Raw genomic sequence first — 24,253 nt, forward strand, 5'->3', positions numbered from 1 at the left:
ATGGCGAAACGGCGCGGACAACAGTGGCTGGCCGCCGTGCGCACCCCGCTCGGCGCGTTCGCCGCCGTCCTGCTCGTACTGGTGATCGCGGTCGCGGTGCTGGGCCCGATCCTGTGGCAGGACGCGGCTTCGGCGATCGACACGAACGCGATCGGCCAGGGCCCGTCGGGCGACCACCTGGTCGGCACCGACGAACTGGGCCGTGACATCTTCTACCGGGTGCTGGTGGCGACCCGGCTTTCGGTGCTGCTGGCGCTGATCGCCGCGGCACTCGGCGTCGCGACCGGACTGGTGCTCGGCATGCTGCCCGCGGTGCTGCCGCGCCCGCTGGGCAGATTGCTGACGGCGGCGGTGAACATCGCGGTCGCGTTCCCCGGGCTGCTGCTGGTGCTGTTCTTCGCGGTCATTTTCGGCGTGGGCACCCAAGGCGCGGTGATGGCGATCGGGTTCGCGCTGGCTCCGCAGTTCGCCCGGCTGACGCAGACGCTGTCGGCTTCCGTGGCCGGACGGGACTTCGTGTCCGCCGCGCGAGTCGCCGGGGTGGGCCGGATCCGGTTGCTGTTCCGGCACATTCTGCCGAACATCGGCGAGCCGCTGGCGGTCAACGCCACCATCGGCGCCGGTGGTTCGCTGCTGGCGTTCTCCGGGCTGTCGTTCCTCGGGATCGGCGTGCAGGCCCCGGATTACGACTGGGGGCGGCTGCTCAACGAGGGCCTCAACGGCATCTACGTCAACCCGGCGGCGGCGCTCGCTCCCGGCGTCGCGGTGGTCCTCGCGGGGCTCGCGTTCAACCTCTTCGGCGAGACTGTCGCCGGAGTGATCGGCGTGCGAACCCGGTTGCCACGGCTCACTCCTCGCGTGCTGCGAAAGTCCAAAGTGGATCCAGTCTCCGCGGATGACGCTGTGCTGGTCGTCGAGAACCTGGAAGTCGCCTTCCCCCGCCCGGCGGGCTGGACGGTTCCGGTGCGCGGCGTGAGCTTCACCGTACGAGCGGGCGAGGCGATCGGAGTGGTCGGCGAATCCGGTTCGGGCAAGAGCTTGACCGGACTCGCGGTGTCGCGGCTGATCGAATCGCCCGGTTCGGTGACCGCGGACCGGCTGGACTTCGCCGGAACTCCGGTGCTCACCACGCCGGAACGCGAATTGCGGACGCTGCTCGGGACGTCGCTGGCGATGGTGTTCCAGGACCCGATGACGTCGTTCAACCCGACCCGGCGGATCGGCCGTCAGCTCGCCGAGGTTTCCGAGCAGCACCAAGGACTCTCGCGAACCAAGGCGTTGGAGCGAGCGGTCGACCGGCTGCGCGCGGTACGCATTCCGGCGGCGGAACGGCGGGCGAAGCAGTACCCGCACGAGTTTTCCGGCGGCATGCGGCAGCGCGCGATGATCGGCATGGGCCTGATGGGCGACCCGAGGCTGATCATCGCCGACGAACCGACAACGGCGCTGGACGTGACCGTGCAACGGCAATTGCTGCGGTTGCTGGCCCAGACCCGCGCCGAACGCGACACCGCGATCATCCTGATCAGTCACGACATCGCGGTCGTTTCCCAGACGTGCGAACGGATTCTGGTGATGTACGCCGGACGGATCGTGGAGGATCTCCCCGCCGCCGGACCGGACATCACGCCGCGGCATCCGTACACGCGGGCGCTGCTGGCCACGACGATCGACCTGGAGACGGACCCGGACGCGCCGCTCGCGGTGATCCCCGGCCGTCCGCCGGAACCGGACCAGATGCCGTCCGGCTGCGCGTTCGCGAGCCGCTGTCCGGTGGCGACCGACCAGTGTCGCGAGGAGGACCCGGAACTGACCGTGCTCGCGCCGGAACATCGGGTGGCGTGCTGGCATCCGGATGCGGCAGTGTCGGAAGCAGTGGGCGCCACCGCCACCTCTGGAAGTGCGAAATGACCGCCCCGCTCCGCCCCCGCTGGCCAAGGTCCGTGAGGGGAACCCTGAGGGATTCAGAGTCCCTCAGGGTTCCCCTCACGGACAGTCGGCGCGGCGAGGCAAGGTCGGACGAGGGAGGAGCGGAATGAGCGAGTTGGTCTTCGACTCGGTCAGCGTCCGGTACGGCGGACGGCGCGGGCTCACCGCGGTGGACGGCGTTTCGCTGACCGTCCCGGCGGGCAAGGTCGTCGGCCTGGTCGGCGAATCGGGTTCCGGCAAGTCGACGCTCGCCCGGGCGGCCGTCGGACTGTCGCCGGTGAGTGCGGGGCGGGTGCTGCTCGGCGGCGTGGACGTGCGGAAACTCCCGCGCCGGCGCCCGCTGCAGATGGTGTTCCAGGACCCGTACTCCTCGCTCAACCCGCGGATGACCATCGGCGAGTCGATCGCCGAAGCCATGCCGCGCGGGACGGATCGCCGAGCCGAGGTCGCCCGGCTGCTGGAGCTGGTGAACCTCGATCCGGAACGTGCCGCGCACCTGCCGGGCCAGCTCTCCGGCGGCCAGCGGCAACGCGTCGCGCTCGCCCGGGCGCTCGCGGGTCAGCCGGAAGCGTTGATCGCGGACGAGATCACTTCCGCGCTCGACGTTTCGGTGCAGGGCGCGGTGCTCAATCTCGTGCGTGAAGTGCAGCGGCAACTCGACCTGTCGATGCTGTTCATCTCGCACAACCTCGCCGTGATCCGGTATCTCAGCGATTTCGTCGCGGTGATGTACCTCGGCCGGATCGTCGAAGCCGGACCGGCCGAGCAGGTGCTCACCGATCCGCAGCATCCCTACACCCGCGACCTGCTCGACGCCGCCCCGTCGGCGCACAAGTCGCTGTTCGACCTCGAACCCGGTGCGACCGCGGACACGGAACCGGCCGATCCGCACCATCCGCCCGCCGGATGCCGGTACCACCCGCGCTGCCCGGTCGGCCCGCTCGTGCGGAGCGACCGCGAGATCTGCCTGCGGGCGGATCCGGCCGAGGACGCCGCACCCCGGCGACACGCGTCGGCCTGCCACTTCAGCGAAAGCGAATCCGAGGGCCACGAGCCCGCGATCTCCCAAGGAGCCAGCGTATGACCCGCCGTCTCGGCATCGATGACCTGTACGACCTCGCCGCGCCCAGCCAGCCCGCGCTTTCGCCGGACGGCAGCCGCATCGTCTACGTGCTGCGGACCGCGGACCGGGAGGAGGACCGGAACGTCGACGCGCTCTGGACGGTCGGCACCGCCTCCGGCGAGGCCCGCCAGCTCACCCGCGGAAACGCTGACGCGGCACCGAAATGGGCTCCGGACGGTTCCCGGTTGGCGTTCCTGCGCGCCCAGGACGGTCCGCCGCAGGTGTGGGTCCTCCCGGCGGACGGCGGCGAGGCCGAGCAGCTCACCAAGCTCCCGCTCGGCGCGGGCGCACCGGTGTGGAGCCCGGACGGCAGCAAGATCGCGTTCTCCGCGGCGATCGACCTCGCCGCGATTGTCGAAGCGCCGCCGGCGAACACACCGATCGTCGCCGAGCGGCTGGACTACAAGTCCGATGGCCCCGGCCTGCTGAAGACCCTCCGCGGCCACATCCACGTCCTCGACGTCGCCACCGGAGAAGTCCAGCAGCGCACCTTCGGCGACTGGCACGCGGGCCAGCCCGCCTGGTCGCCCGACGGCAAGCACGTCGCGTTCACCGCGTCCCTCGACGACGACGCCGACCTCACCTTCCGGTCCTCCGCCTACGTCCTCGACGTCACCGAGCGGAACGCCGAACCGCGCCTGGTCGGCACCGACCAGGGCATGGCGGGCACGGTCGGCTGGACCACCGACGGCAAGGCGCTGCTGATGGTCGGCCGCACCGACACCATCACCGGGCACCTCGGTCTGCTGCGCGTTCCGCTGGACGGCGGCGAGACGGTCAACCTGGCCGCCAGCCTCGACCGTAACGTAATGTCCGGCGGCCCCGGCTACCCGGGCGCGCTGCCGCAGCTGAACGAGGCGGGCGACGTCGTGCTGTTCGCGATCCGCGACCGCGGCTGCACCCATCTGTACGAAGTGGACCTTGCCGGCGGAGACCCGCGTCCGGTGCTGGTGGGCGACGGCAACGTGGTGTCCGGAGTGGACTTGGTCGGCGGCCAAGCCGCGATTGTGCTGGCAACCAGCGATTCCTTCGGCGAGATCGCCGTTCTCGACCGTGCCACGGGTTCGGTCGACGTGCGCACGAAGCACGGCGACGCAGTGTCCGAAGTGGAATTGTTCGGCCGCGAGTCGCGCGAATTTACCATCAGCGACGGCACTGTCGTCCAGGGCTGGCTCATCCGCGACCCCGAACGCACTGGCCCGCAGCCGCTGCTGATCGACATCCACGGCGGCCCGCACAACTCGTGGAACGGCGCGGCGGATTCGATTCACCTGTACCACCAAACACTTGCCGCGCGCGGCTGGGCAGTGCTGCTGATCAACCCGCGAGCCAGCGACGGCTACGGCGAAGAGTTCTTCACCGCGGCGATCGGCGCGTGGGGCAGCGCGGACGCGCCGGACTTCCTCGAGCCGATCGACCAGCTCGTCGCCGAAGGTCTCGCCGACCCGGACCGCCTCGCCGTCACCGGATACAGCTACGGCGGCTACATGACCTGCTACCTCACCAGCCGCGACGACCGATTCGCCGCAGCGGTCGCCGGTGGCGTCGTCAGCGACCTGACCAGCCTGGCCGGGACGTCCGACGGCGGCCACTACATGGCAGTCAACGAATTCTCCGGGCTTTCGTCGGGCAAGTACGAGAAGTCCTCGCCGCACGCGCAGGTCGAACAGGTCCGCACGCCGACGTTGATCCTCCAGGGCGGCGAAGACGTCCGGTGCCCGGTCGGGCAGGCCGAGCAGTGGTTCACCGCGCTGCGCGAGCGCGACGTGCCGTCCCGGCTGGTGCTGTACCCGGGCGGCGCGCATCTGTTCGTTTTGGACGGTCCGCCTTCGCATCGCGCTGACTACAACCAGCGCGTGGTCGACTGGATCGAGCAGTACGCCGGTTCGCGGGTGCCGATCGACGCCGCGCACTGGAGCCGTCGCCTGGCGGAACTGGCGCGCAAGCACGACGTTCCCGGTGCGTCGCTGGGCATCTTGCGCGTCGACACCGGCGAGGAGGTGTTCGCGACCCACGGCGTGCTGAACAAGACGACCGAGGTCGAGGTCACCGAGGATTCGCTGTTCCAGATCGGCTCGATCTCCAAGGTGTGGACGTCGACCGTGGTGATGCAGCTCGTCGACGAAGGCCTGCTCGACCTCGACGCCCCGATCCTCGACGTGCTGCCCGAACTGCGCCTGTCGGACCCGGAGGTGACCAAACGCGTCACCATGCGGCACCTGCTGACGCACACCAGCGGCATCGACGGCGACATCTTCACCGACACCGGCCGCGGCGACGATTGCCTCGAGAAGTTCGTCGACCTGCTGGACGAAGCCGCGCAGAACCATCCTCTCGGCGCGACTTTCTCCTACTGCAACTCGGGTTTCGTGCTCATGGGCCGGGTGATCGAGAAGCTCACCGGGAAGACCTGGGACGCCGCGATGCGAGACAAGCTGTACACCCCGCTCGGCCTCACCCACACCGTCACGCTGCCGGAGGAGGCGCTGCTGTTCCGCGCCGCCGTCGGCCACGTCGCGCCGGACGGCGCGGACCCGGTTCCGGCCCCGGTCTGGCAGCTGCCGCGCTCGGCCGGACCGGCCGGTCTGATCACCGCGCGCACCGCGGACGTCCTCGCCTTCGCCCGCCTGCACCTCACCGGCGGCCTGACCGCGGACGGCACGCGGATCCTGTCGGCGGAATCGGCCGCGGCGATGGCGGAGAAGCAGGCCGACGTCCCGGACAAGCACACCCTCGGCGATTCGTGGGGCCTCGGCTGGATCCGCGACGGCTGGAACGGCCGCCGCGTCATCGGCCACGACGGCAACACGATCGGCCAGTCGGCGTTCCTGCGCCTGCTGCCGGACGCGGGCCTCGCGGTCACGCTGCTGACGAACGGCGGCCACGCACGGGATCTGTACACCGAGCTGTACCGGGAGATCTTCGCCGAACTCGCCGACGTCGCCATGCCGCGTCCGCTCGAACCCCCGGCAACGCCGGTCACCGTGGACGCGAGCTGGCACCTCGGCGTGTACGAACGGGCAGGCGCGCACGTCGAGGTGGTGGAGCGCGAGGGCGGTTTGCGCGTCGTGTACACGACCACCGGACCGCTGGCGGAACTGATGCCGGACAAGGTCCAGGAGTTCGACCTGGTGGCGATCTCGGACACGCTGTTCGTGCTCCGGATGCCGGGCGGGCAGTTCTGGACGCCGGTGCTGTTCTACACGCTGCCGACCGGCGAGCCGTATATGCACTTCGGCGCGCGGGCGACGCCCAAGGTGGCCTGACCTTCAATACCAGGCCCTTAAGGCTGCGATGCAGGACCCGGGAGCGGAAGCCGGGCAGTGGTCCGTGAGGGGAACCCTGAGGGAATCAGATTCCCTCAGGGTTCCCCTCACGTACTTCAAGACACGGCAACATGGCGACAAATCGGGCATTCCGGTGCGTCACTCCGAGTAAGCTCGGCTCGTGCCGGAAATCCGCCCGAGGCCCGCGGTGGTCTCGCAGATCGTGGAGAAGCGCGGCCGCCTCGCGCACGGGGACGGCATCGCGCCGCACCGGCATGTCCAGGGCCAGCTGCTGTATCCGTCGGCGGGCGTCCTCGCCACCACGACCGAACGCGGCACCTGGGTCGCTCCGGCCAACCGGGTCGCGTGGACGCCGCCGGGTTTCGAGCACTATCACCGCGCGTATGGCCAGACCGAGGTCCGGGTGCTGGAGTTCTCCGGGGAGCTCTCCGCGTCGCTGCCGGATCAGCCGACCGTGTTCGAAGTGTCCCCGCTGCTACGGGAGTCTTTGCTCGTCCTCACCAGCGGCCGGAAGCTTCGCCCGGAGGCCAGGGAACGGCTGCGTGGCGTGGTCGTGGACGAGCTGGTCGTCGGCCCCGACGAAGCGATGTACTTACCCGCCGCGTCCGACGACCGCCTGCGCGCGGTCACCGATCTCCTCCACGCCGACCCTGCGACGTCGCTGACGCTGGCCGAGTTCGGCCGCACTGTCGGGGCAGGGGAGCGGACCTTGAGCCGCCTGTTCCAGACCGAGCTGGGGATGAGCTTCCACCAATGGCGCAGCCTGCTGCGAGTGCAGCACGCCCTCATCCGGCTGGCCGAGGGCGACGCCGTCATCGACACCGCAGCCCGGCTCGGCTGGGCCAATCCGACCAGCTTCATCGAAGCGTTCACCGCCGTGGTCGGCCAGACACCCGGCCGCTATCAGCAGGAACTGCGCCGCGCCGACCGGTGAGGTTTGGCGGGTTTCCGGAAGACCTGGTCGGGCTGCTGGTACCGCTGGCCGCTGGGTTCCGGCGAACCTGGAGACATGACCGCAACACCGTCCGAAGTGGACGAGAAGACCACCGTAGTGATCGTGGGCGCCGGAGTCGCCGGGCTCACCCTGGGGATTTTCCTGCGGCACAGCGGAATCGACTGCGTCATCGTGGAGAAACGCAGCCGGGAATATGTAGAACAACGCCAGCGAGCCGGAGTCATCGACACCCGCGCGGCCCGGATGTTCCGCGCACACGGCCTGGAAGACCGGGTCGTCGGCGGCGTCCCGACCCAGCCGGTGCTGAACTTCCGCATCGACGGCGAAACCCGCCCGCTGGCCCTGGCCGCGGACGACCAAGACGACGGACGGTTCTGCCCCCAGCAAGTCCTGGTCCGGAACCTGATCGAAGTTTTCCTCGCCGACGGCGGAGATCTCCGCTTCTCTGTGGACGCTTCGATCGAGAACCTCGACCGCCCGCTGGTCCGGTGCTCAGACAACCGAACGATCGCCTGCGAATTCATCGCCGGATGCGACGGAGACCGCGGCGTGAGCCGAGCCGCGATTCCCGACCTCACGCGCTGCACCCACGAATACGGCTACGCGTGGCTGACAGTATTAGCGGAAGTACCCGCCAATCACCAGTCCATGATGGCACTCCACCGCCGCGGCTTCGCCGGTCAATTCGCCCGAGGCCCGCAAGCGAGCCGGTTCTATCTGCAATGCCCGCTGGACAGCTCTCTCGAGGAATGGACCGACGAACGCATCTGGACCGAGATCGAAGCCCGGTTCGAGGAACCCATGACTCGGGGCACGATCGCCAGCACCCAATTGGTGCCGCTGCGAAGCGTGGTGCACAGCACGATGAATCACGGCCGTCTGTATCTACTCGGCGATGCGGCGCACATCGTCCCGCCGATGAGTGCGAAAGGAATGAATCTGGCCCTGCACGATGCCGAGCTGTTCGCGGACGCCGTTGTCCGCTACCGGAAAGAACAGGATTCAAGCCTGCTAGACAGCTACTCGGCGACCGCGCTGCGCCACGTCTGGAAATACCAGGCGTTCGCGAGCTGGTGGACCGAGTTGGTGCACAACGCCGGTGACGCTTCCTACGAGGGAGAGTTCCGGCGGCAAGCCGCACGGGCGGAGTTGGAAGGTTTGTTCGAGCCCGGCCCAGCGAACCGCCGGCTCAGCGAGTTCATCGCCGGGCTCGCCTGATCAATCCTTGCGCCGCGCCAAAAACCGCACCAGCAGAATCACCAAACACACCCCCGCCACACCGCCGCCGATGTACCGGTAAGTGTCCTCCAGTCCGGCGAACTGGCCGATCGAATTGGCGGCGGCGCCGGCGAGAAAAACCAGCCACAGCAAGGTAGTCACAACAGGGCCGCCGGCGGTGCGGCTTCGGGAAGTCTCCATGCCGAGAACACTATGGACCGACGGGGGCGGCAACCACGCCGTAGACCCCCAACTTCGTGGTAGCGCCTGCGCTACCTCTTCCCGTTCAAATAAGCCAGCACCGCCAGCACCCGCCGGTGTCCGCTGTCCTCCGGCAAGCCGAGTTTCGCGAAGATGTTGCGGATGTGCTTCAGCACTGTCCCGTCGCTCACCACCAGCAGTTCCGCGATCGTGGCGTTGTTGTACCCCTCCGCCATCAGCCCGAGCACCTCGCGTTCGCGCGCGGTGAGGGCGTCGATCGGGTCGCGGCGGTGGGCCAGCAGCTGGGTCACCACCTCGGGGTCCATCGCCGTGCCGCCTTCGACGACTCGGTGCAGCGAGTCGAGGAACTTGGCGACCTTGCCGACGCGTTCCTTGAGCAGGTAGCCGACCGCGCCCTTGCCGTCCGCGAGGAGCTCGGCCGCGTAGCCGGTCTCGACATGCGCGGACAGCACCAGCACCGGCAGCCCGGGGTGCAGTTGCCGCGCTTCCACGGCCGCGCGCAGGCCCTCGTCGGTGTGCGTCGGGGGCAGGCGGACGTCGGTGATCACCGCGTCCGGCCGGTCTTCGCGGACGAACTCGAGGAACTCGCCGGTATTGTCGAAAGCCGCGGCGACCTCGATGCCCGAGGTGTCGAGCAGCAGCACCAAACCTTCTCGCAGCAGGGCGTCGTCCTCGACGATCACGACCCGCATGGCAACTCCACTTCCAGAACAGTCGGTCCACCGGGCGGGCTCGTGAGCGTGACCGTCCCGTCGAAGGCCTCGGCGCGTTTCCGGATCCCGGCCAGCCCGCTGCCTTGGGATTCGTCCGCGCCGCCGCGGCCGTCGTCGCGGATGTGGATCCGCAGGGTGTCGATGGTGCCGTCGAGCGTAATCGACGCCTGTTCGGCGCCGGAATGCTTGGTCACGTTCGCGAGCGTTTCGGCGACGATGAAGTACACCGCCGCCTCGACCGCGGCCGGTCGGCGCGCGCTGCTGCGAACGTCCACAGTGCACGGAACCGCGCACCGATCGGCGAGAGCGGTGATCGCGCCGTCGAGGCCGCGGTCGGTCAGCAACGGCGGGTGGATGCTCCGCACGACGGTGCGCAATTCGGCGAGCGCTTCGGTCGCCGCGTCCTGCGCCTTGCCGAGCAATTCCCTTGCCTTGGCCGGATTCCCTTCGAAAAGCTGATCAGCGACGCCGAGCTGCAGCACGACCGCGGACAGTCGCGCCTGCGTCCCGTCGTGCAGATCACGTTCGAGACGGCGGAGTTCCGCACCGTGCGCCTCGAGCGCGGCGGCGCGGGTCGCGGTCAGCTCGACGACCCGGTCGGTCAGCGAGGCGCCCGGCCGCGGGCCGAGAAGCGCCCGAGTCGCGAGTGCTTGCCAACGCGCCAGCGGCGAGGCCCAGAAGGTGAGCGCGATCATGACGAGCCCGCTGAAAACACAGAGCGCGGCCGACGGCCACGAGTTCACCATGAACTCCAGCGAGCTCTGGATTCCGCCGGGCACCAGCCACCAGAACACGCCAGTGAGGATCTGGCGCAGCCCGCCGAGCGGCAGGCTGAACGCGAGCACCCCGACGATGAAGCCGACCACGGCGTGCGAGGCGAGCCACGCGAGATCCCGCAGGCTCGCCGGGTCGCGGATCGGCGAAACGTTCGCGTACGGCTCGGCGATCGGCTCGCCGAGCCTGCGGCCGGCCCGGCGGCGTTCGAAGCGCAGCGGGTAGCGGATCAGCTTCAGCGCGACCGGCAGCGCCGGGATCCCGACGCCGATCAAGCACGTCGCGAGCACGATGGCCATCGCGAAAAAGAGCAGCAGGGCGAGGAACGAGGTCGCGGCCCCCACCAGCAGATAGCGGAGTCCGGACCACCACGAGCGCAGCCGGTTTTTCACTCCCGCATTGTCCCATTAGGACCTCCCCACCGGGCGTGGTGGTGCCTGCGCTACCCCCAAGACTCCCGCGCTCGGGATCGTTTTCGCCCGACCGCGGCCATAACTTCGATACCGACAGAGAATCTGCTGGTCCGAGGAGCGACGCGAAGATGAACACAGGCGGTACACACGCCCTGAGGCTGGAAGCGGTGCGCAAGATCTACGGCTCCGGCGACGGCGCGGTCACCGCGCTGGACGGGGTGTCGGTCGGGATCCAGCGGGGCTCCTTCACCGCGGTCATGGGGCCGTCGGGATCCGGCAAGAGCACCTTCCTGCATTGCGCGGCCGGGCTGGACAAGCCGAGTTCGGGCAAGGTGCTGCTCGGCGAAACCGAACTCGGCGGGCTCCGTGAGCGGTCGCTCACCGAATTGCGCCGGACCCGGATCGGGTTCATTTTCCAGGCCTACAACCTGCTGCCGTCGCTGAATGTGCTGCAGAACATCACCCTGCCGATGCGATTGGCGGGCAAGAAGCCGGACGCCCGCTGGCTGCGCGAGATCGTCGACGGCGTCGGCATCGCGAAGCGGCTGGAGCACCGCCCGGCGGAACTCTCCGGCGGACAGCAGCAGCGCGTCGCGATCGCCCGCGCGCTGATCACCCGCCCCGAGGTCGTGCTCGCCGACGAACCGACCGGCGCGCTCGACACCCGCACCGCGCGCCAGGTGCTCGACCTGTTGCGCACCGTGGTCGACCAGATGGGCCAGACCGTGTTGATGGTCACCCACGACCCGGTCGCCGCGTCCGCCGCGCACGGCGTGCTGTTCCTCGCCGACGGCAAGCTCGCCGGCCACCTCCCGCAGCCGACCCCGGAACGGGTTGCTGAGCGGATGACCCACCTCGGGGAGTGGTGACCGCCATGTGGTCGTTGGCTCTGCAGACGACGAAGGCCCGGCTGAGCGGGTTCGTCGGCGCGTTCATCGCGATCCTCTGCGGCACCGCGCTCGTCGCGGGCTGCGGCATCCTCATGGAGTCCGGCCTGCGCGCCGGAGTCCCGACCCAGCGCTACGCCGAAGCCGCGGTGGTGGTCGGCGGTCCGCAGACCACGAAACCGCCGGGCGCGGATTTCGGCGAGTCCGAGCAGATCAGCGAACAGACCACGGTGCCGGAGACGCTGATCTCCAAAATCGCCGAGGTGCCGGGCGTGCGCCAGGCGGTGCCGGAGCAGGACTTCCCGGCGAACGTCGTGACGTCCAGCGGGCAGGTGCTCACCGGCCCGAACGGCGCCCAGTCACGCGGACACAACTGGGACTCGGCCGTACTGGCCCCGTTCTCGCTGCGCGAAGGTCACGCTCCCGAAGCGGCGAACGAAGTTGTCCTCGACGCGGAGCTCGCGGCTCGCAGCGGGGTTTCGGTCGGCAGCACGGTGCGGGTCTCGACCCGCTCCACGCCCATGGAGTTCCGCGTCACCGGCATCGCCGCGCCCAAATCCGGCAACGGTTTGCCACGACAGTCGGCAGTGTTCTTCTCCGCCGGGCGCGCCGCTGACCTTTCCGGGAAACCCGGGCAGGTGCACGCGGTCGGTGTGCTGGCCGAGCCCGGAGTGTCCACGGGAGACCTGGAAAGCCGCATCAGCGAGGCGGTCAGCGGGCAACCGGTCACGGTGACGACCGGCGTCGGGCGCAGCACCGTCGAATTCCTCGACGTGAGCCAGACCCGGGTGCTGCTGTTCGCCCTCGCGGGTTCGTTCGGCGGGTTCGCGATCCTGGTCGCGGTGTTCGTCGTGTCGAGCACGCTGGCCTTGGTGATCAACCAGCGCCGCCGGGAATTCGCGCTGCTGCGGGCGATCGCGGCCACGCCGAAGCAGATCCGCAAGCTGATCGGCGCCGAAACCATGCTGGTCGCGATCACCGCCGGAGTGTTCGGCGCGGGCTTGGGCGTGGCCGTGGCCCACGGATTGCGCAACGCGTTCGCCGGAGTCGGGGTGATTCCGCAGGACTTCGACCTCGCGGTCGGCCCGGTCCCGCTCGTCGTCGCGTTCCTGCTCGGCTTGGGAGCGGCGCGGCTGGCCGCGTGGTCGGCGGCGCGGCGCCCGTCGTCGATCCGCCCGATCGAAGCGCTCGGCGAGGCAGCTGTCGAACGTCGTGAACTCGGCCGGACCCGCCTCCTGATCGGCTGGCTGCTGGTGGTGGCCGGCTTCGGCGGCGCGACCGTCCCGATGTACGTGACCGGCGACGGCGCGCTCGCGGCCTCCTCGATGTCCGCGCTGGTGGTCGTGATCGGGCTCTCGGTGCTCGGACCGAGGGTGGTCGCCTTCATGACCCGCGTCATCGCCCCGGTCTACACCGGCGTCTCGCGGATCAGCGGCTACCTGGCCGCCGCGAACAACCAGGCCAACGCCCGGCGGCTCGCGTCGGCGGTGACCCCGGTGATGCTCGCGGTCTCGTTCGCGATCTCGATGTTCTACAGCCAGACGTCGGCCGCCGCGGCCAGGGAGGAACAGGCCGTCCGCTCGACCACCGCGGACCACGTCCTGACCAGCACCACCGGTGCGCTGTCCCCGGAAGTCGCCGCGGCGGCACGGGCGATCCCCGGCGTCGCGGCGGCCACCTCGGTGGTCCGCACTGACGTCGTCACCACGGTCCCGGAGGAGAAGCGGCTGCGCGTGATGAAGTACCCGGCGCAGGGGCTGAACGGCGACCAGGTGCGCGGCGTGCTCGACCTCGGTGTGGTGTCCGGGAACCTGGCCGACCTGCGCGGCGACACCGTCGCGATGAGCAAGGGCGAGGCCGATTGGTACGACAAGAAGATCGGCGACGAGGTCGACTTCTGGTTCGCCGACGGCCGCCCGGCGAAGGTGAAACTGGTCGCGGTCTACACGCACAACCAGGCGTTCGGCGAGTACGTGCTGCCCGCCGACCTCGCCCGCTCGCACACCGGCGACCGGATGGACAGTTCCGTTCTGGTGCGCCAAGACCCGAACGCGGACCCGGCCGCGATGACCGCCGCGCTCCGTGAGCTCAGCACTCGCTACCCAGGCCTGACTGTCGCGCCCGGTTCCACAGTGTCCGCTTCGGCCAACTCGGCGAGCCAGCAGCAGTTCTACCTGAACCTGGTCGCGGTCGGCGTGATCCTCGGCTACGTGGTGATCTCGGTGGCCAACACGCTGGTGATGACCACGGCGCAGCGCTCCCGGGAATTCGCGCTGCTGCGGCTGATCGGCACCACGCGAGGCCAGGTTGTGCGAATGATGCGCCTGGAAGCGCTGGCGACCGCAGGAATCGCGGCACTGCTCGGCACGGTGGTAGCGGCGATTCCGTTGGTACTGCTGAACCTCGCGACTCGCAGCACGCCGCTGCCGTCCGGAACGCCCGCGGTGTTCGGCGGAATCATCGCCGGAGCTTTCCTGCTCAGCCTGGTTTCGCTCGGGCTGTCCACGCGGGTCACCTTGCGCGCCAAGCCCATCGACGCCATCGGCCTCCGCGAATAAGAAGGAAAAACCTTGCTGAAACAGCTTTCGGTGGCAGTCCTCACCGCGGCGGGCCTGCTCCTGCCCGCCGCGGCGGACGCCTCACCGGCTCGCTTTCTAGACCAGTCCACGATTCCCGATCTGCAGCGTGCGATGGACCGCAGGCAGTTGACGTCGGAACAACTGACCCGCGGCTACCTGCGCCGCATCGAAGAACTGAACCCGCGGTTGCACGCCGTCGTGCAAACCAATCCGGACGCGCTGGCGGCGGCAAAGGAGAGCGACACCCGCCGCCGGACGCACTCCTCCCGCAGCCCGCTGGAAGGAATCCCAGTGCTGCTGAAGGAAAACACCGACACCGCGGACCGTCAGACCACCACCGCGGGCTCAACCGCGATGCTCGGCTCACGTCCGGCTAAAGACGCTTTCCTAGTCCAGCGCCTCCGCTCCGCCGGTGCGGTCGTGCTCGGCAAAGCGAACCTGTCGGAGTGGTCGAACTTCCGCTCAACCGCACAGATTCCCGGCTGGAGCGGGGTCGCCGGACAGACTCGCAACCCCTACGCGCTGGACCGCAGCCCATGCGGTTCGTCGAGCGGCTCGGCAGTCGCCGCGGCGGCCGGTCTCGCGACGGTCGCCATCGGCACCGAGACCGACGGTTCGATCGTGTGCCCGGCGGCAGCGACCTCGACCGTCGGCGTGAAAACCAGCCTCGGCGTGGTGAGCCGCGGCGGCGTCGTGCCGATCACCGCCCAGCACGACACGCCCGGCCCGATCGCGCGCAACGTCACCGACGCCGCACTCACCCTCTCCGTGCTCGCCGGTGCCGACCCGGCCGACCCCGCCTCAGCTGCGGCGACGTTCCCAAAGGACCTTCGACTGGACCGCAATGCCCTGCGCGGCAAGCGAATCGGCGTCTGGCGAAAAGGCCACACCGGCATCGACCAACAGTCCGATCGCATTTTCGAGTCCACAGTGCACACTCTGCGTTCGCTAGGCGCGACGGTCGTTGACGGGGCGGACGTCGAGGACATCTCCTGGTCAGTCAAACCGGATCTTCTCCCCGCGTTGCTGACCGAGTTCAAACACGACCTGAACGCCTACCTCGCCGCGACTCCTGGCGACCACCCGCGGAACCTGTCCGAGCTGATCGCCTACAACGACCAGCACCGCGACGTCGAAATGCCGCTGTTCGACCAAAACCTCTTCGTCGAAGCGAACGCGACCGACGGCAACCTGAACGACCAGGCCTACCGCCGCCACCGCGCCGCCGCGACAGGCATCGCGCAGCGTTCGATCGACGACGTACTGGCCTCGAACGGCCTGGACGCGATCGTCACCCTGAGCGGCTTGCCCGCCTCGCCGCTGGACCGCCCAGGCGACCCGAGGTTCTTGAGCAGCACCCGCAACACTTCCGTGGCTGGCTACCCGAACATCACGGTGCCTGCCGGATTCGCGGGCCCGCTGCCGGTCGGTATTTCTTTCCTGGGCACGAAATACCACGACGCGCAGTTGCTGAGCTTCGCTTACGCGTACGAGCAGGCGACACACGCGCGGCAGGCACCCCGGTACCTGCCCGCCGCTACTGGCTAGGCGGTGTCCACGGACCCGCCGGGAGGCCGACCTGGCGGAGGACGTCGGCGAGGTTGTAGTAGTCGGTGAGCTGGCGGATCCGCTCGCCGCGCAGGTCGATCAGCGTGCTGACCGGAACGCTGAAGGACTTGCCGGTGGCGGGCCGGGTCTTGTCGAACGCTCCCGTGTCGGTGCCGGAGAACGTCCAGCGCACCGCGATGCGATCGCCGGAGCGGAACGCGTCTTGGACGTCGACGTGCGCGTTCCGGATGCTTCTCTCAGTGATCTCGACCCACGTCGCGACGCCCTGATGGCCGCTCATCGCGACCTGGAAGGCGTTGTCCTGGTAGGTGCCGTCGTCGGTGAACAACGAGGCCATCTTGGCGGCATTTCCGGTGTTCCAAGCGTCTGCCCAAGCCTTGACGACGTGCGGGATTCGCTGACTGACCTGGGCCTGAGCGACGCTGCCCGAGGTGAGCGCGGCCAAGACAGCGACAACTCCGCCGACGACGACGTTGCGGATCTTCTTCATGACGTTTCCTCTCCGAGTTAGACTTACAGCCGTAACCATAGATGCATAACCTAACGCCTGTAAACCCATCTCGCTAACAGCTGTAAGCTTGCGGTCGTGAACGCAGCAGAAGGACGCTCCCGAAACCGCCGCGGCGAAGGCGCCCGGCTGCGGGAGGAGATCGTGCGGGCGGCGGCCGAAATCCTCGACGAAGGCAGTGGCGAGGACGCGGTCACCCTGCGCGCGGTCGCCCGGCGGATCGGCATCGCGGCGCCGTCCATCTACCGGCACTTCGCCGACCGCGACCAGATCCTGCTGGCCGTAGTGGAGGAAGCGTTCGCCGAGCTGAAAGAACGCATCGAAGCCGGACTGGCCAAGGTGGACAAGCCGGACGCGCGGCTGCGCTCGGTGTGCACGACGTACCTGGACTTCGCCCTGGAACGCCCCAAGCGCTACCGCATCCTGTTCGGCGGAGTATGGAATGCCGCGCGGGCGGCGGGGAACCCGGACATGGCCCCGGCAGCGGAGGAGATCGGGCAGGACGTGTTCGCCCTGCTGGCGCAAGCAGTACAGGACTGCGCGGACGCCGGTTTGTCGCGCAGCACCTCCGCGTTCTCCGACGCGACCGCCCTGTGGGCCGGACTGCACGGCCTGGCCGAACTACGCCCGGCGGCCCCGATGTTCCCTTGGCCGGAGGGAGTTTTGGAGGTGCTGGTGGACCGACTCGCCCTGCTGGACTGAGCCTCGCCCTGCTGGACTGAACCTCGCCTTGCTGGACTGAACCTCGCCCTGCTGGACTGAGCCCCGCCTGCTGGACTGAGCCCCGCCCTGTTCGCCCGCCGCTCGCGCCCCAATGTGGCATTGGGTGCGTCTGACGCACCGAATGCCACATTGGGTGCGTGGGATGCACCGAACGCCACATTGGGTGCGTCGCATGCACCCAAAGCCACATTGGGGCAGCGCGAGCCGAGCTGCGGACGCCCGGGTGTCCCGCTGATTGGGATAAACTCCCGCAATCCCGCCTCGGCGGCCGAATGGCGCAACCTCCAGGCAAAACGCGCCCACGCCGTTAGCATTCCGTGACCAACCCCCGACCCGGCGTATCGGCGGCGTCAGTTTCTACCTCAGTCATCGGATTAATCGGGCACACTCACTCATTCGGGTTAACTACTTCGCTATCTTGGACCCCGTGGTGCACGCAAAGTCACGTTCCGCCCAGCGGGCGAGCCTTCGGCTGGGTGCCGTGGCCGTCGCCACGGTGCTCGGGGCCGGGCTCGCCGGCGCCTACGTCGGCCTGCAGCGGACCGCGGAGGCCCAGACCGCCAAGCCGGTGTCGAATGTCGCCGTCGCGCGCGGGGCCAGCGGCAGTGCGGGCAATGCCAGCAGCACAGTCAGCGGCGGCACCGGCGGCAAGGCGCCGGCGTCCTCGCAGCCCGCCACGCCCGCGCTGCCCGACCACCCCACCCCGTTCAGCGTCAAACTGTCCTCAAAGGACATTCCGGAGAAGGGCGGCGGCGTCCGCACCGGCGGCTGCAGCGGTTCGCTGATCGCCCCGCAATGGATCGTCACCGCGGGCCACTGCTTCCACGACCTCGACGGCACCCGCGTCAGCGGCAAGCCCGACTACACGATGACCGCCGCGATCGGGAAGCTCACCGATTCCGACCCGCGCGGGCACGTGCTGAAGATCGTCGACGCGCGCCAGTCCGCGGTCAACGACCTCGCGCTCGCCAAGCTGTCCGAGCCGGTCGCCGACATCGAACCGCTCGCGCTCCCGGACGGTCCGCCGGATCCGGGCCAGCACACGACCTTCGTCGGCTGGGGTTCGCTGTCCTCCAAGGTCATCGTGCAGACCGACCACATCAAACGCGGCGACTTCCAGGTCGACGAAGTGCGCAAGAACGAGATCACCCTGGAACCGCTGAAGAAGCGCACCGTCGAGAACAGCCCGTGCCCGGACGACTCGGGCTCGCCGTTCTTCGTGCCGATCAAGGGCAAGAACACGCTGATCGCGGTGGAGAACTTCGGCCCCGACTGTCCTCAGCCCGGCACCGAAACCGCGGCGCGCGTGGACCAGCTCGTGTCGTGGATCAAGGGCGAGATCGGCGAATAAGCCTCACCGGGGCAGCAACGCCGCCAACTCCCTCGCCGCAGCACGCAAAGCGGGCACGAACTCCTCCAGTTGCGCGACCGTCAGCCGATAAGCCGGCGCTGCGGTGGACAGCGCGGCGATCGCGGTCCCGTCCGGCGTCCTGATCGGAACGCCGACCGCGCGGATGCCTTCCTCGTGCTCCTCGTCGGCGATCGCGAAACCGCGTTCGCGCACCGCCGCGATCTCCGCCGCGAACGCCTCGCGCGCGGTGATCGTGCGCGGGCCCAGCTCCGGCAGGTCCAGCGAGGCGACCAACTCGTCCCGATTCGACGCGAACGCGACCAGGCACTTGCCCATCGACGTGCAGTGCAACGGCCCGCGCGCACCCGGCTCGCCGCGGATCTGCAGCCGCTGCGACCCCTGCACCGAGTGCACGTAAACCTGGTTGTGCCCGTCCAGCACGGCCAGCAGCGTCGGCTCGCCGGTCTCCGCGGACAGCTTCTGCATCACCGGCAGCGCGACGCCCGCGAACCCGCGCGCCTGCGACACCGACTGGCCAAGCTCGAACAGTCGCAACCCCAGCGAGTACCGCTTCGAAATCGGGTCGTTGCGCGCGAAACCCTCGCTCTGCAAGGAGCTGAGCAGCCGATGCGTGGTGCTCACCGGATATCCGGCGGCGCGCGCGAGCTCGGACAGCGGCACGCCTTCGGGGTAGCCGCCGAGCAGGGACAGCACCCGCAAAGCCTTGCCGACCATGTCCGCCATCGAACCCCCTTGACGTTCCCGGGCACGGCGACGCACACTGCCTCTCACCGCATTGCGGAATAGCTTTCCATATGACGGAAAACGCGTCAAGGACTTGGGTCAGCGGCGACAGGAGTACCGGATGAACACCGTCGAGCAGGCGGGCACGCTCGGGAGGCAGCGCTGGCTGCGGCTGATCCCCATCGTCTTCGTCACCTACAGCCTCGCCTACCTCGACCGGTCGAACTTCTCGATCGCGACCGCGGGCGGCATGGCCGAGGACCTGAACCTCACGAGCACGACGTCCGGGCTGATCGGCGCGTCGTTCTTCCTCGGCTACTTCCTGCTGCAGGTCCCCGGCGTCCTCTACGCCGACCGCCGCAGCGTGCGGAGCCTGATCTTCTGGTCGGTGCTCGCGTGGGGCGTCCTGGCGACCGCGCAGGGCCTGCTCAGTTCGGTGCCGGTGCTGATCGTGGTGCGGTTCCTCCTCGGCGCGGTGGAAGCGGCGGTGCTGCCCGCGCTTGTCGTGCTGCTCGCGCGCTGGTTCACGAAGGCCGAACGCGGCCGGGCCAACGCTTTCCTGATCCTCGGCAACCCGGTCACGGTGATGTGGCTGTCGGCGTTGTCGGGGTATCTGATCGAGGCGACGTCCTGGCGCGGCATGTTCATCATCGAGGGAATTCCGGCGCTGATCTGGGCTTTCGTGTTCCGCGCGCAGGTCCGCGACCGGCCCGCCGACACGCAGTGGCTCGACCCGGCTGGGCGCGACGCGATCGAGCGCGCGATCGCCGCGGAGCAGGCGCAGCTGCCGGAACCAGCCGATCGTCCGGTGCGGGAAGCCTTGCGGTCCAAGGCAGTTCTGGTGCTGTCGGCGCAGTACCTGTTGTGGAGCATCGGGGTTTACGGCTTCGTGTTCTGGCTGCCGTCGATCGTCAAGGCGGGCTCGTCCGCCGGAATCGGCGCGACCGGTTTGCTGTCGGCGATTCCGTACGCGTTCGCCGTGGTGGCGATGCTGATCAACTCGCGCAGCTCGGACCGATCCGGCGTGCGTCGCCGATACGTCTGGCCGTGGCTGCTCGCTGGTGCGGTCGCGTTCTATGGTTCGTATTTGCTGGGCAAGCAGCATTTCTGGTGGGCATTCGTCCTGCTGGCGATCGCCGCAGTGGCCTTGTACGCGCCGTACGGCCCGTTCTTCGCGCTGATTTCCGAACTCCTGCCGCAACGGACCGCCGGGGTGGCGGTGGCCGTGATCAACGCGGCCGGCGCGCTCGGCGGGTTCCTCGGGACCTACCTGGTCGGCTGGCTCGAATCCGTTACCGGCAGCACGGCTGCCGCGTTCTTGATGCTGGCGGGGACAATGGCCGCAGCCGCGGTGCTGGTGCTCGCGGTTCCGGTGAAAACGAAGGAAAGGCGAGCATGACCGCGCGTGTACTGGTGCCCTGGTCCGACATTTCCGTTCCGGCCGAACTGAACGCGGTGGTGTGGGACGGCCGCGGCACCCCGCCGGACGGTCTCGACGACGTCGAGTTCTACGTCCTGCCCTACGACCAGGGCCCGGCGGCGGCGAAGCTCATCCCGCAGCTGCCGTCGCTGCGCGCGGTGCAGACGCTCTCCGCCGGTTACGACAACCTGTTGTCGCTCGTCCCGTCCGGCGTGCAGCTGGCGAACGGCCGGGGTCTGCACGACCTCAGCGTCGCCGAGCACGCGCTCGCGCTGATCCTTGCCGCGCAACGGTATTTCCCGCGCTGGTTCGCGCAGCAGCAGACCGGTTCGTGGGACCGGGCGCACACGCGCTCGCTCGCCGACTGCCGCGTCCTGCTGGTCGGCTACGGCTCGATCGGCCGCGCCATCGAGCGGTACCTGGAGGCAGGCGAGGCCGAGGTGGTCCGGGTCGCCAGCACCGCTCGCTCCGGTGTGCACGGCATCGCCGAACTGCCGGACCTCCTGCCGACCGCGGACATCGTGGTGCTGGTCCTGCCCGACACCCCGCAGACCCGCGGCCTCCTCGGCGCGGCGGAACTGGCCCTGCTGCCGGACACCGCCCTGATCGTGAACGTCGGCCGCGGCACCGCCGTCGACACCGACGCGCTCACCGCCGAGGTCTCCGCCGGCCGCCTGCGCGCCGCACTCGACGTCGTCGATCCGGAACCGCTGCCCGCCGACCATCCACTGTGGACGCTCGACGGCGCGATCATCACCCCGCACATCGCGGGCGGTTCGGACTCGTTCTACCCGCGCGCGAAGCGACTGGCCGAACGCCAGCTCGCGCACTACGCGAAGGGCGAGCCGCTGGAGAACCTGGTCAACTGAGCACGGCCGCGATGGCGGGCTGATAGGCGGCGATCTGGTCGGGCGTCCAGCGTCCGGCCAGGTCGTGCGTGACGATCCGGTAGACGAGCGCGCGAATCAGCATCTGCCGCCACTCGGGCAATTGCGCCCAGCGGTCGATCAGGCCGGGAGTCGCTCCGTACCAGCACAATGCGTCGGCGACCGCCACCGCGGCGGCCCAGGCCGGGGGACGCCAGTAGATCGCCCAGTCGATCACCGCGGGCGGCTGTCCCGGTGCGAAGAGGACGTTGCCGGGGAGATCGCCGTGCACCGCCTGCGCGGGCAACTCGACCGGCCGCCGCTCGGCGAGCAGCGGGTCGAGAAGACGTCGAGCGGCCGCCGAGCCATCGGGCGGCAGTTCTTCCCAGGCGACCCGATCTCCGACCGCCCAGGGATCAGTCCGGAGATCGAGAAACTCCGGCCGGGGCAGGTGCGCGATGGCCCGATGAAACGCGATCCCGGCCCGGATGGCGTCGTCGGGCCGGGACGTGTCCGGGTGGCCGGGGACCAGTCGGCTGGCCTCCCACTCCCGCGCGACCGGATGACCGCCGGATGAACTCTGGCCGTCGGCTCCCGCTCCGGCGGTCCAGCCTCCGGCGCGAGTCCGCAGCGGCCGGGCGATCCGAAACTCCGCCGAGTCGGTCACCGCCGCGAGCGCCGCCGCCCGCCACGGCGTTTCCGGAGCGAACTCCACCGGTTTCAGCACCACGTCCCCGACGCGCCAAGTCCCGCCTTTCCCGCCTTCCAGCCGAACCGGGGCTCCGGTGCACTCGAAGGCGGCCAGCACGTCCGCCGGAGGTCGCGAGATCACAGTTGTGCGTCCTTTCTGGAGCGCCGTTTCCCGGTGTTCCCGCAGCTCCGCGCACACCTACCCAGAGCAACACAAGGGGAGGAACGACTCCGACTAGTGGTATGAAAGCGCATTCAGGGGACCACCCACAGTGCACATGTGAGCCCTGTGTATGCTTCGCCATCGCTTGACTGGGTGGATTCTTCACCCGAATTGGTGGCCGTCGTGGTCGGGGAGATGTGGTCTCACGCGGTCCGTCGTTCGTGGTTCGGGACTGGATGGGAGAAAGCATGCACGGCAGGTCAATTCTGGTCCGGGGAGGGGCCGCGGTGGCTTCCGCGGCAGCGGCGCTCATGATCGCCGCGCCGGTCGCCCTCGCGGACGACAACGCCCCCTCGGCGCGCAGCGGCGCGGCCTCGGGCGAGCTGGTGTACGGCGGCACGTCGGGCTTCGACGTCAACATCGCCGACAAGGGCAAGGTCCAGACGACGCTGTTCAACTTCAAGCTGTCGGACGGCGCCATCTCGAAAATGTACTGCGTGCAGATCGAGGTCGGCGCGCGCTTTGGCGAGACGATGGTCGAACACGCCTGGAACGACTACCCCGACGCGTCGTCGCCGTTCCGCAAGAACAACAAGAACATCAACTGGGTGCTGCACCACAGCTACCCCTCCACGGACGCGGCGTCGCTTGAGAAGACGCTGACCGACAAGGGCGCCAAGCTCCACGACGGTCTGTCCACGAAGGAAGCGCTGACCGCGACGCAGGCCGCGGTGTGGCACTACAGCGACGGCAAGGACCTCGACGCCGAAAACCCGCTGGCCAACGGCTCCGCGGACGAAGCGGCCGACGTCCTCGCGCTGTACAACTACCTGACCGGCGACGCGAACACCGGCGTCGAGGAGAAGAAGCCGACGCTGAGCATCACGCCGGCCAAGGCGAACGGCGAAGCGGGCACGAAGATCGGCCCGTTCACCGTCGCGACGACCGGCAGCGTCACCGACTTCACGAGCAAGCTCCCCGAGGGCGTGAAGGTCGTCGGTGAGAATGGTCAGGATATCAAGTCCTCGGCGATCAAGAACGGCACGAAGCTGTTCCTGGACGTCCCGAAGGACGCGAAGCCCGGCACGGCCGAACTCGCGGTGAAGGCCGCTGGCGACGTCAACACGGGCCGCCTGTTCGTGGCCAAGAACTACGCGGACAAGCCGGCGCAGTCGCTGATCGTTGCGCAGTCGCAGAAGAGCGCTGTCGAAGCCGCGGCGACCGGCACCTGGACCGAAACCGGCCCGGTGACCACCGCCCCCGCGACGACCGCCCCCGCCGCCGGCGGCAACAACTCGGGCCAGACCCCGCTGGCGAACACCGGCGTGAACGCCGCCCTGCCCATCGGCATCGGCGCGGCCCTGGTGATTGCTGGCGGCGCGATGATCCTGGTGGTTCGCCGCCGTCGGAGCAACGCCTGATTTAGCCTCAGGTAGTACGCGCTAGGCGAGCGGGCCGGTCCTTTGAGGACCGGCCCGCTTCGCTATGCGCGGCAGGCGACTGCCACGGCCGTGGCCATGACCACGGCTGCGGCTATGGCCACGACCACTGGCACCACCTCGCCATCGCCATCGCCATCGCCATCGCCATCGCCACCGCCACCGCCGCTGCTGCCACGGCTACGGCCGCTGCCACCGCCGCTGCTGCCACGGCCACGACCACGGCCGCTGCTGCTGCTGCTGCTGCTGCCGCTGCTGCTGCTGCTGCCGCCGCTGCCGCTGCTGCTGCCGCTGCTGCTGCCGCTGCTGCGATTGGCTCCGCTGCGAATGCCGCCGCTCGCTTCCGCCACTCCGCCGCAGGTCCGTGAAGGGCTCCTTGAGGGAATCTAATTCCCTCAAGGAGCCCTTCACAGCTTCCGAGACCTGGCAGGGTCCGTGAGGGCCACCTTCACGGACTTCGAGGCCAGTGGTGTTCCGTGAGGGCCACCCTCACGGACTCTGAGTCCCTCAGGGTTCCCCTCACGGACGGCTGCGGGTGGCGAGGAATCCCTTCGCAGGCTTGGACTTCCTCCGGCTCCCCTCACGACCCGCCGCACGCCGTGAAGGGCTCCTTCACGGACTTAGATTCCGACTTGTATGTGGGGACCGGTTGGGCGGGCTGGCTGATCACTGGTCGTAGT

At 69.0% G+C, this 24,253-nt stretch carries 19 protein-coding genes and 1 pseudogene; 14 read left to right on the top strand and 6 right to left on the bottom strand.

All coding sequences use genetic code 11. The annotated features are described in order from the left end of the window. From ACFORO_RS27375 to ACFORO_RS27395, 5 genes and pseudogenes are all read left to right on the top strand, one after another. A pseudogene (locus ACFORO_RS27375) lies at positions 1-1,905 on the top strand (dipeptide/oligopeptide/nickel ABC transporter permease/ATP-binding protein); the annotation flags it as partial. Between the two features lie 130 nt (positions 1,906-2,035). Continuing rightward, positions 2,036-3,013 (top strand): ABC transporter ATP-binding protein, encoded by a 978-nt coding sequence (locus ACFORO_RS27380; protein ID WP_377869279.1) that lies wholly within the window; start codon positions 2,036-2,038, stop codon positions 3,011-3,013. Continuing rightward, the gene (locus ACFORO_RS27385) at positions 3,010-6,318 is read left to right on the top strand and encodes a serine hydrolase (RefSeq protein ID WP_377869280.1); all 3,309 of its coding nucleotides are present in this window, start codon (positions 3,010-3,012) and stop codon (positions 6,316-6,318) included. Before ACFORO_RS27380 ends, ACFORO_RS27385 begins: the two co-directional genes overlap by 4 nt. Positions 6,319-6,499: 181 nt before the next feature. Further along, on the top strand, positions 6,500-7,273 hold the full coding sequence (locus ACFORO_RS27390; protein WP_377869281.1) for an AraC family transcriptional regulator: 774 nt from the start codon (positions 6,500-6,502) through the stop codon (positions 7,271-7,273). 75 nt (positions 7,274-7,348) lie between these two features. After that, positions 7,349-8,512, top strand: coding sequence for a 4-hydroxybenzoate 3-monooxygenase (locus ACFORO_RS27395; protein ID WP_377869282.1), 1,164 nt, complete (start codon positions 7,349-7,351; stop codon positions 8,510-8,512). On the opposite strand, the gene ACFORO_RS27400 is transcribed toward ACFORO_RS27395, so the two are convergent. The 3 genes from ACFORO_RS27400 to ACFORO_RS27410 all read right to left on the bottom strand — a co-directional run bounded on the left by ACFORO_RS27400 (position 8,513) and on the right by ACFORO_RS27410 (position 10,613). Next, positions 8,513-8,713 (bottom strand): hypothetical protein, encoded by a 201-nt coding sequence (locus ACFORO_RS27400; protein ID WP_354740352.1) that lies wholly within the window; start codon positions 8,711-8,713, stop codon positions 8,513-8,515. It abuts the gene before it with no gap. A 71-nt stretch (positions 8,714-8,784) separates the two neighbouring features. After that, positions 8,785-9,426, bottom strand: a complete 642-nt coding sequence (locus ACFORO_RS27405; protein ID WP_354740350.1) for a response regulator transcription factor — start codon at positions 9,424-9,426, stop codon at positions 8,785-8,787. Then, positions 9,414-10,613, bottom strand: coding sequence for a sensor histidine kinase (locus ACFORO_RS27410; protein WP_377869283.1), 1,200 nt, complete (start codon positions 10,611-10,613; stop codon positions 9,414-9,416). The genes ACFORO_RS27405 and ACFORO_RS27410 overlap by 13 nt, the downstream gene beginning before the upstream one ends. A 149-nt stretch (positions 10,614-10,762) precedes the next feature. On the opposite strand from ACFORO_RS27410, the gene ACFORO_RS27415 reads away from it, so the two are divergent. From ACFORO_RS27415 to ACFORO_RS27425, 3 genes are read left to right on the top strand one after another with little or no spacing between them, the layout of a single operon-like run. Continuing rightward, positions 10,763-11,503 (top strand): ABC transporter ATP-binding protein, encoded by a 741-nt coding sequence (locus ACFORO_RS27415; RefSeq protein WP_377869284.1) that lies wholly within the window; start codon positions 10,763-10,765, stop codon positions 11,501-11,503. 5 nt (positions 11,504-11,508) lie between these two features. Next, on the top strand, positions 11,509-14,079 hold the full coding sequence (locus ACFORO_RS27420; RefSeq protein ID WP_377869285.1) for an ABC transporter permease: 2,571 nt from the start codon (positions 11,509-11,511) through the stop codon (positions 14,077-14,079). Between the two features lie 12 nt (positions 14,080-14,091). Beyond that, positions 14,092-15,648: an amidase gene (locus ACFORO_RS27425; protein WP_377869286.1), complete on the top strand. Its 1,557-nt coding sequence runs from the start codon at positions 14,092-14,094 to the stop codon at positions 15,646-15,648. On the opposite strand, the gene ACFORO_RS27430 is transcribed toward ACFORO_RS27425, so the two are convergent. Then, positions 15,638-16,159 (bottom strand): nuclear transport factor 2 family protein, encoded by a 522-nt coding sequence (locus ACFORO_RS27430; RefSeq protein ID WP_377869287.1) that lies wholly within the window; start codon positions 16,157-16,159, stop codon positions 15,638-15,640. The genes ACFORO_RS27425 and ACFORO_RS27430 overlap by 11 nt on opposite strands. 96 nt (positions 16,160-16,255) lie before the next feature. Here ACFORO_RS27430 and ACFORO_RS27435 point away from each other — a divergent pair, with 96 nt between their 5' ends. Both ACFORO_RS27435 and ACFORO_RS27440 read left to right on the top strand, forming a co-directional pair. Further along, complete coding sequence (locus ACFORO_RS27435) at positions 16,256-16,879, top strand: TetR/AcrR family transcriptional regulator (RefSeq protein WP_377869288.1); 624 nt, start codon at positions 16,256-16,258, stop codon at positions 16,877-16,879. Positions 16,880-17,381: 502 nt separating this feature from the next. Then, positions 17,382-18,251 (top strand): S1 family peptidase, encoded by an 870-nt coding sequence (locus ACFORO_RS27440; RefSeq protein WP_377869289.1) that lies wholly within the window; start codon positions 17,382-17,384, stop codon positions 18,249-18,251. 3 nt (positions 18,252-18,254) lie between these two features. On the opposite strand, the gene ACFORO_RS27445 is transcribed toward ACFORO_RS27440, so the two are convergent. Beyond that, positions 18,255-18,995: an IclR family transcriptional regulator gene (locus tag ACFORO_RS27445; protein ID WP_354740334.1), complete on the bottom strand. Its 741-nt coding sequence runs from the start codon at positions 18,993-18,995 to the stop codon at positions 18,255-18,257. Between the two features lie 121 nt (positions 18,996-19,116). Here ACFORO_RS27445 and ACFORO_RS27450 point away from each other — a divergent pair, with 121 nt between their 5' ends. Together ACFORO_RS27450 and ACFORO_RS27455 are read left to right on the top strand one after the other, a co-directional pair. Then, entirely contained in the window at positions 19,117-20,394 is a 1,278-nt protein-coding gene (locus tag ACFORO_RS27450; protein WP_377869291.1) for an MFS transporter, read from the top strand. Next, positions 20,391-21,284: a 2-hydroxyacid dehydrogenase gene (locus ACFORO_RS27455; protein WP_377869292.1), complete on the top strand. Its 894-nt coding sequence runs from the start codon at positions 20,391-20,393 to the stop codon at positions 21,282-21,284. Before ACFORO_RS27450 ends, ACFORO_RS27455 begins: the two co-directional genes overlap by 4 nt. Here the strand turns inward: ACFORO_RS27455 and ACFORO_RS27460 are convergent. Continuing rightward, the gene (locus ACFORO_RS27460) at positions 21,277-22,113 is read right to left on the bottom strand and encodes a TIGR02569 family protein (protein ID WP_377869293.1); all 837 of its coding nucleotides are present in this window, start codon (positions 22,111-22,113) and stop codon (positions 21,277-21,279) included. The two genes, ACFORO_RS27455 and ACFORO_RS27460, sit on opposite strands and share 8 nt — an antisense overlap. 308 nt (positions 22,114-22,421) lie before the next feature. Between ACFORO_RS27460 and ACFORO_RS27465 the strand changes: the two genes are divergently transcribed. Both ACFORO_RS27465 and ACFORO_RS27470 read left to right on the top strand, forming a co-directional pair. Continuing rightward, positions 22,422-23,555, top strand: a complete 1,134-nt coding sequence (locus ACFORO_RS27465) for a thioester domain-containing protein (protein WP_377869294.1) — start codon at positions 22,422-22,424, stop codon at positions 23,553-23,555. A gap of 114 nt (positions 23,556-23,669) precedes the next feature. After that, the gene (locus tag ACFORO_RS27470; RefSeq protein ID WP_377896652.1) at positions 23,670-23,963 is read left to right on the top strand and encodes a hypothetical protein; all 294 of its coding nucleotides are present in this window, start codon (positions 23,670-23,672) and stop codon (positions 23,961-23,963) included. Positions 23,964-24,253: the final 290 nt, after the last annotated feature.

Origin of the sequence: Amycolatopsis halotolerans (genome assembly GCF_042647905.1) — a bacterium.
Taxonomy (GTDB): Bacteria; Actinomycetota; Actinomycetes; order Mycobacteriales; family Pseudonocardiaceae; genus Amycolatopsis; species Amycolatopsis halotolerans.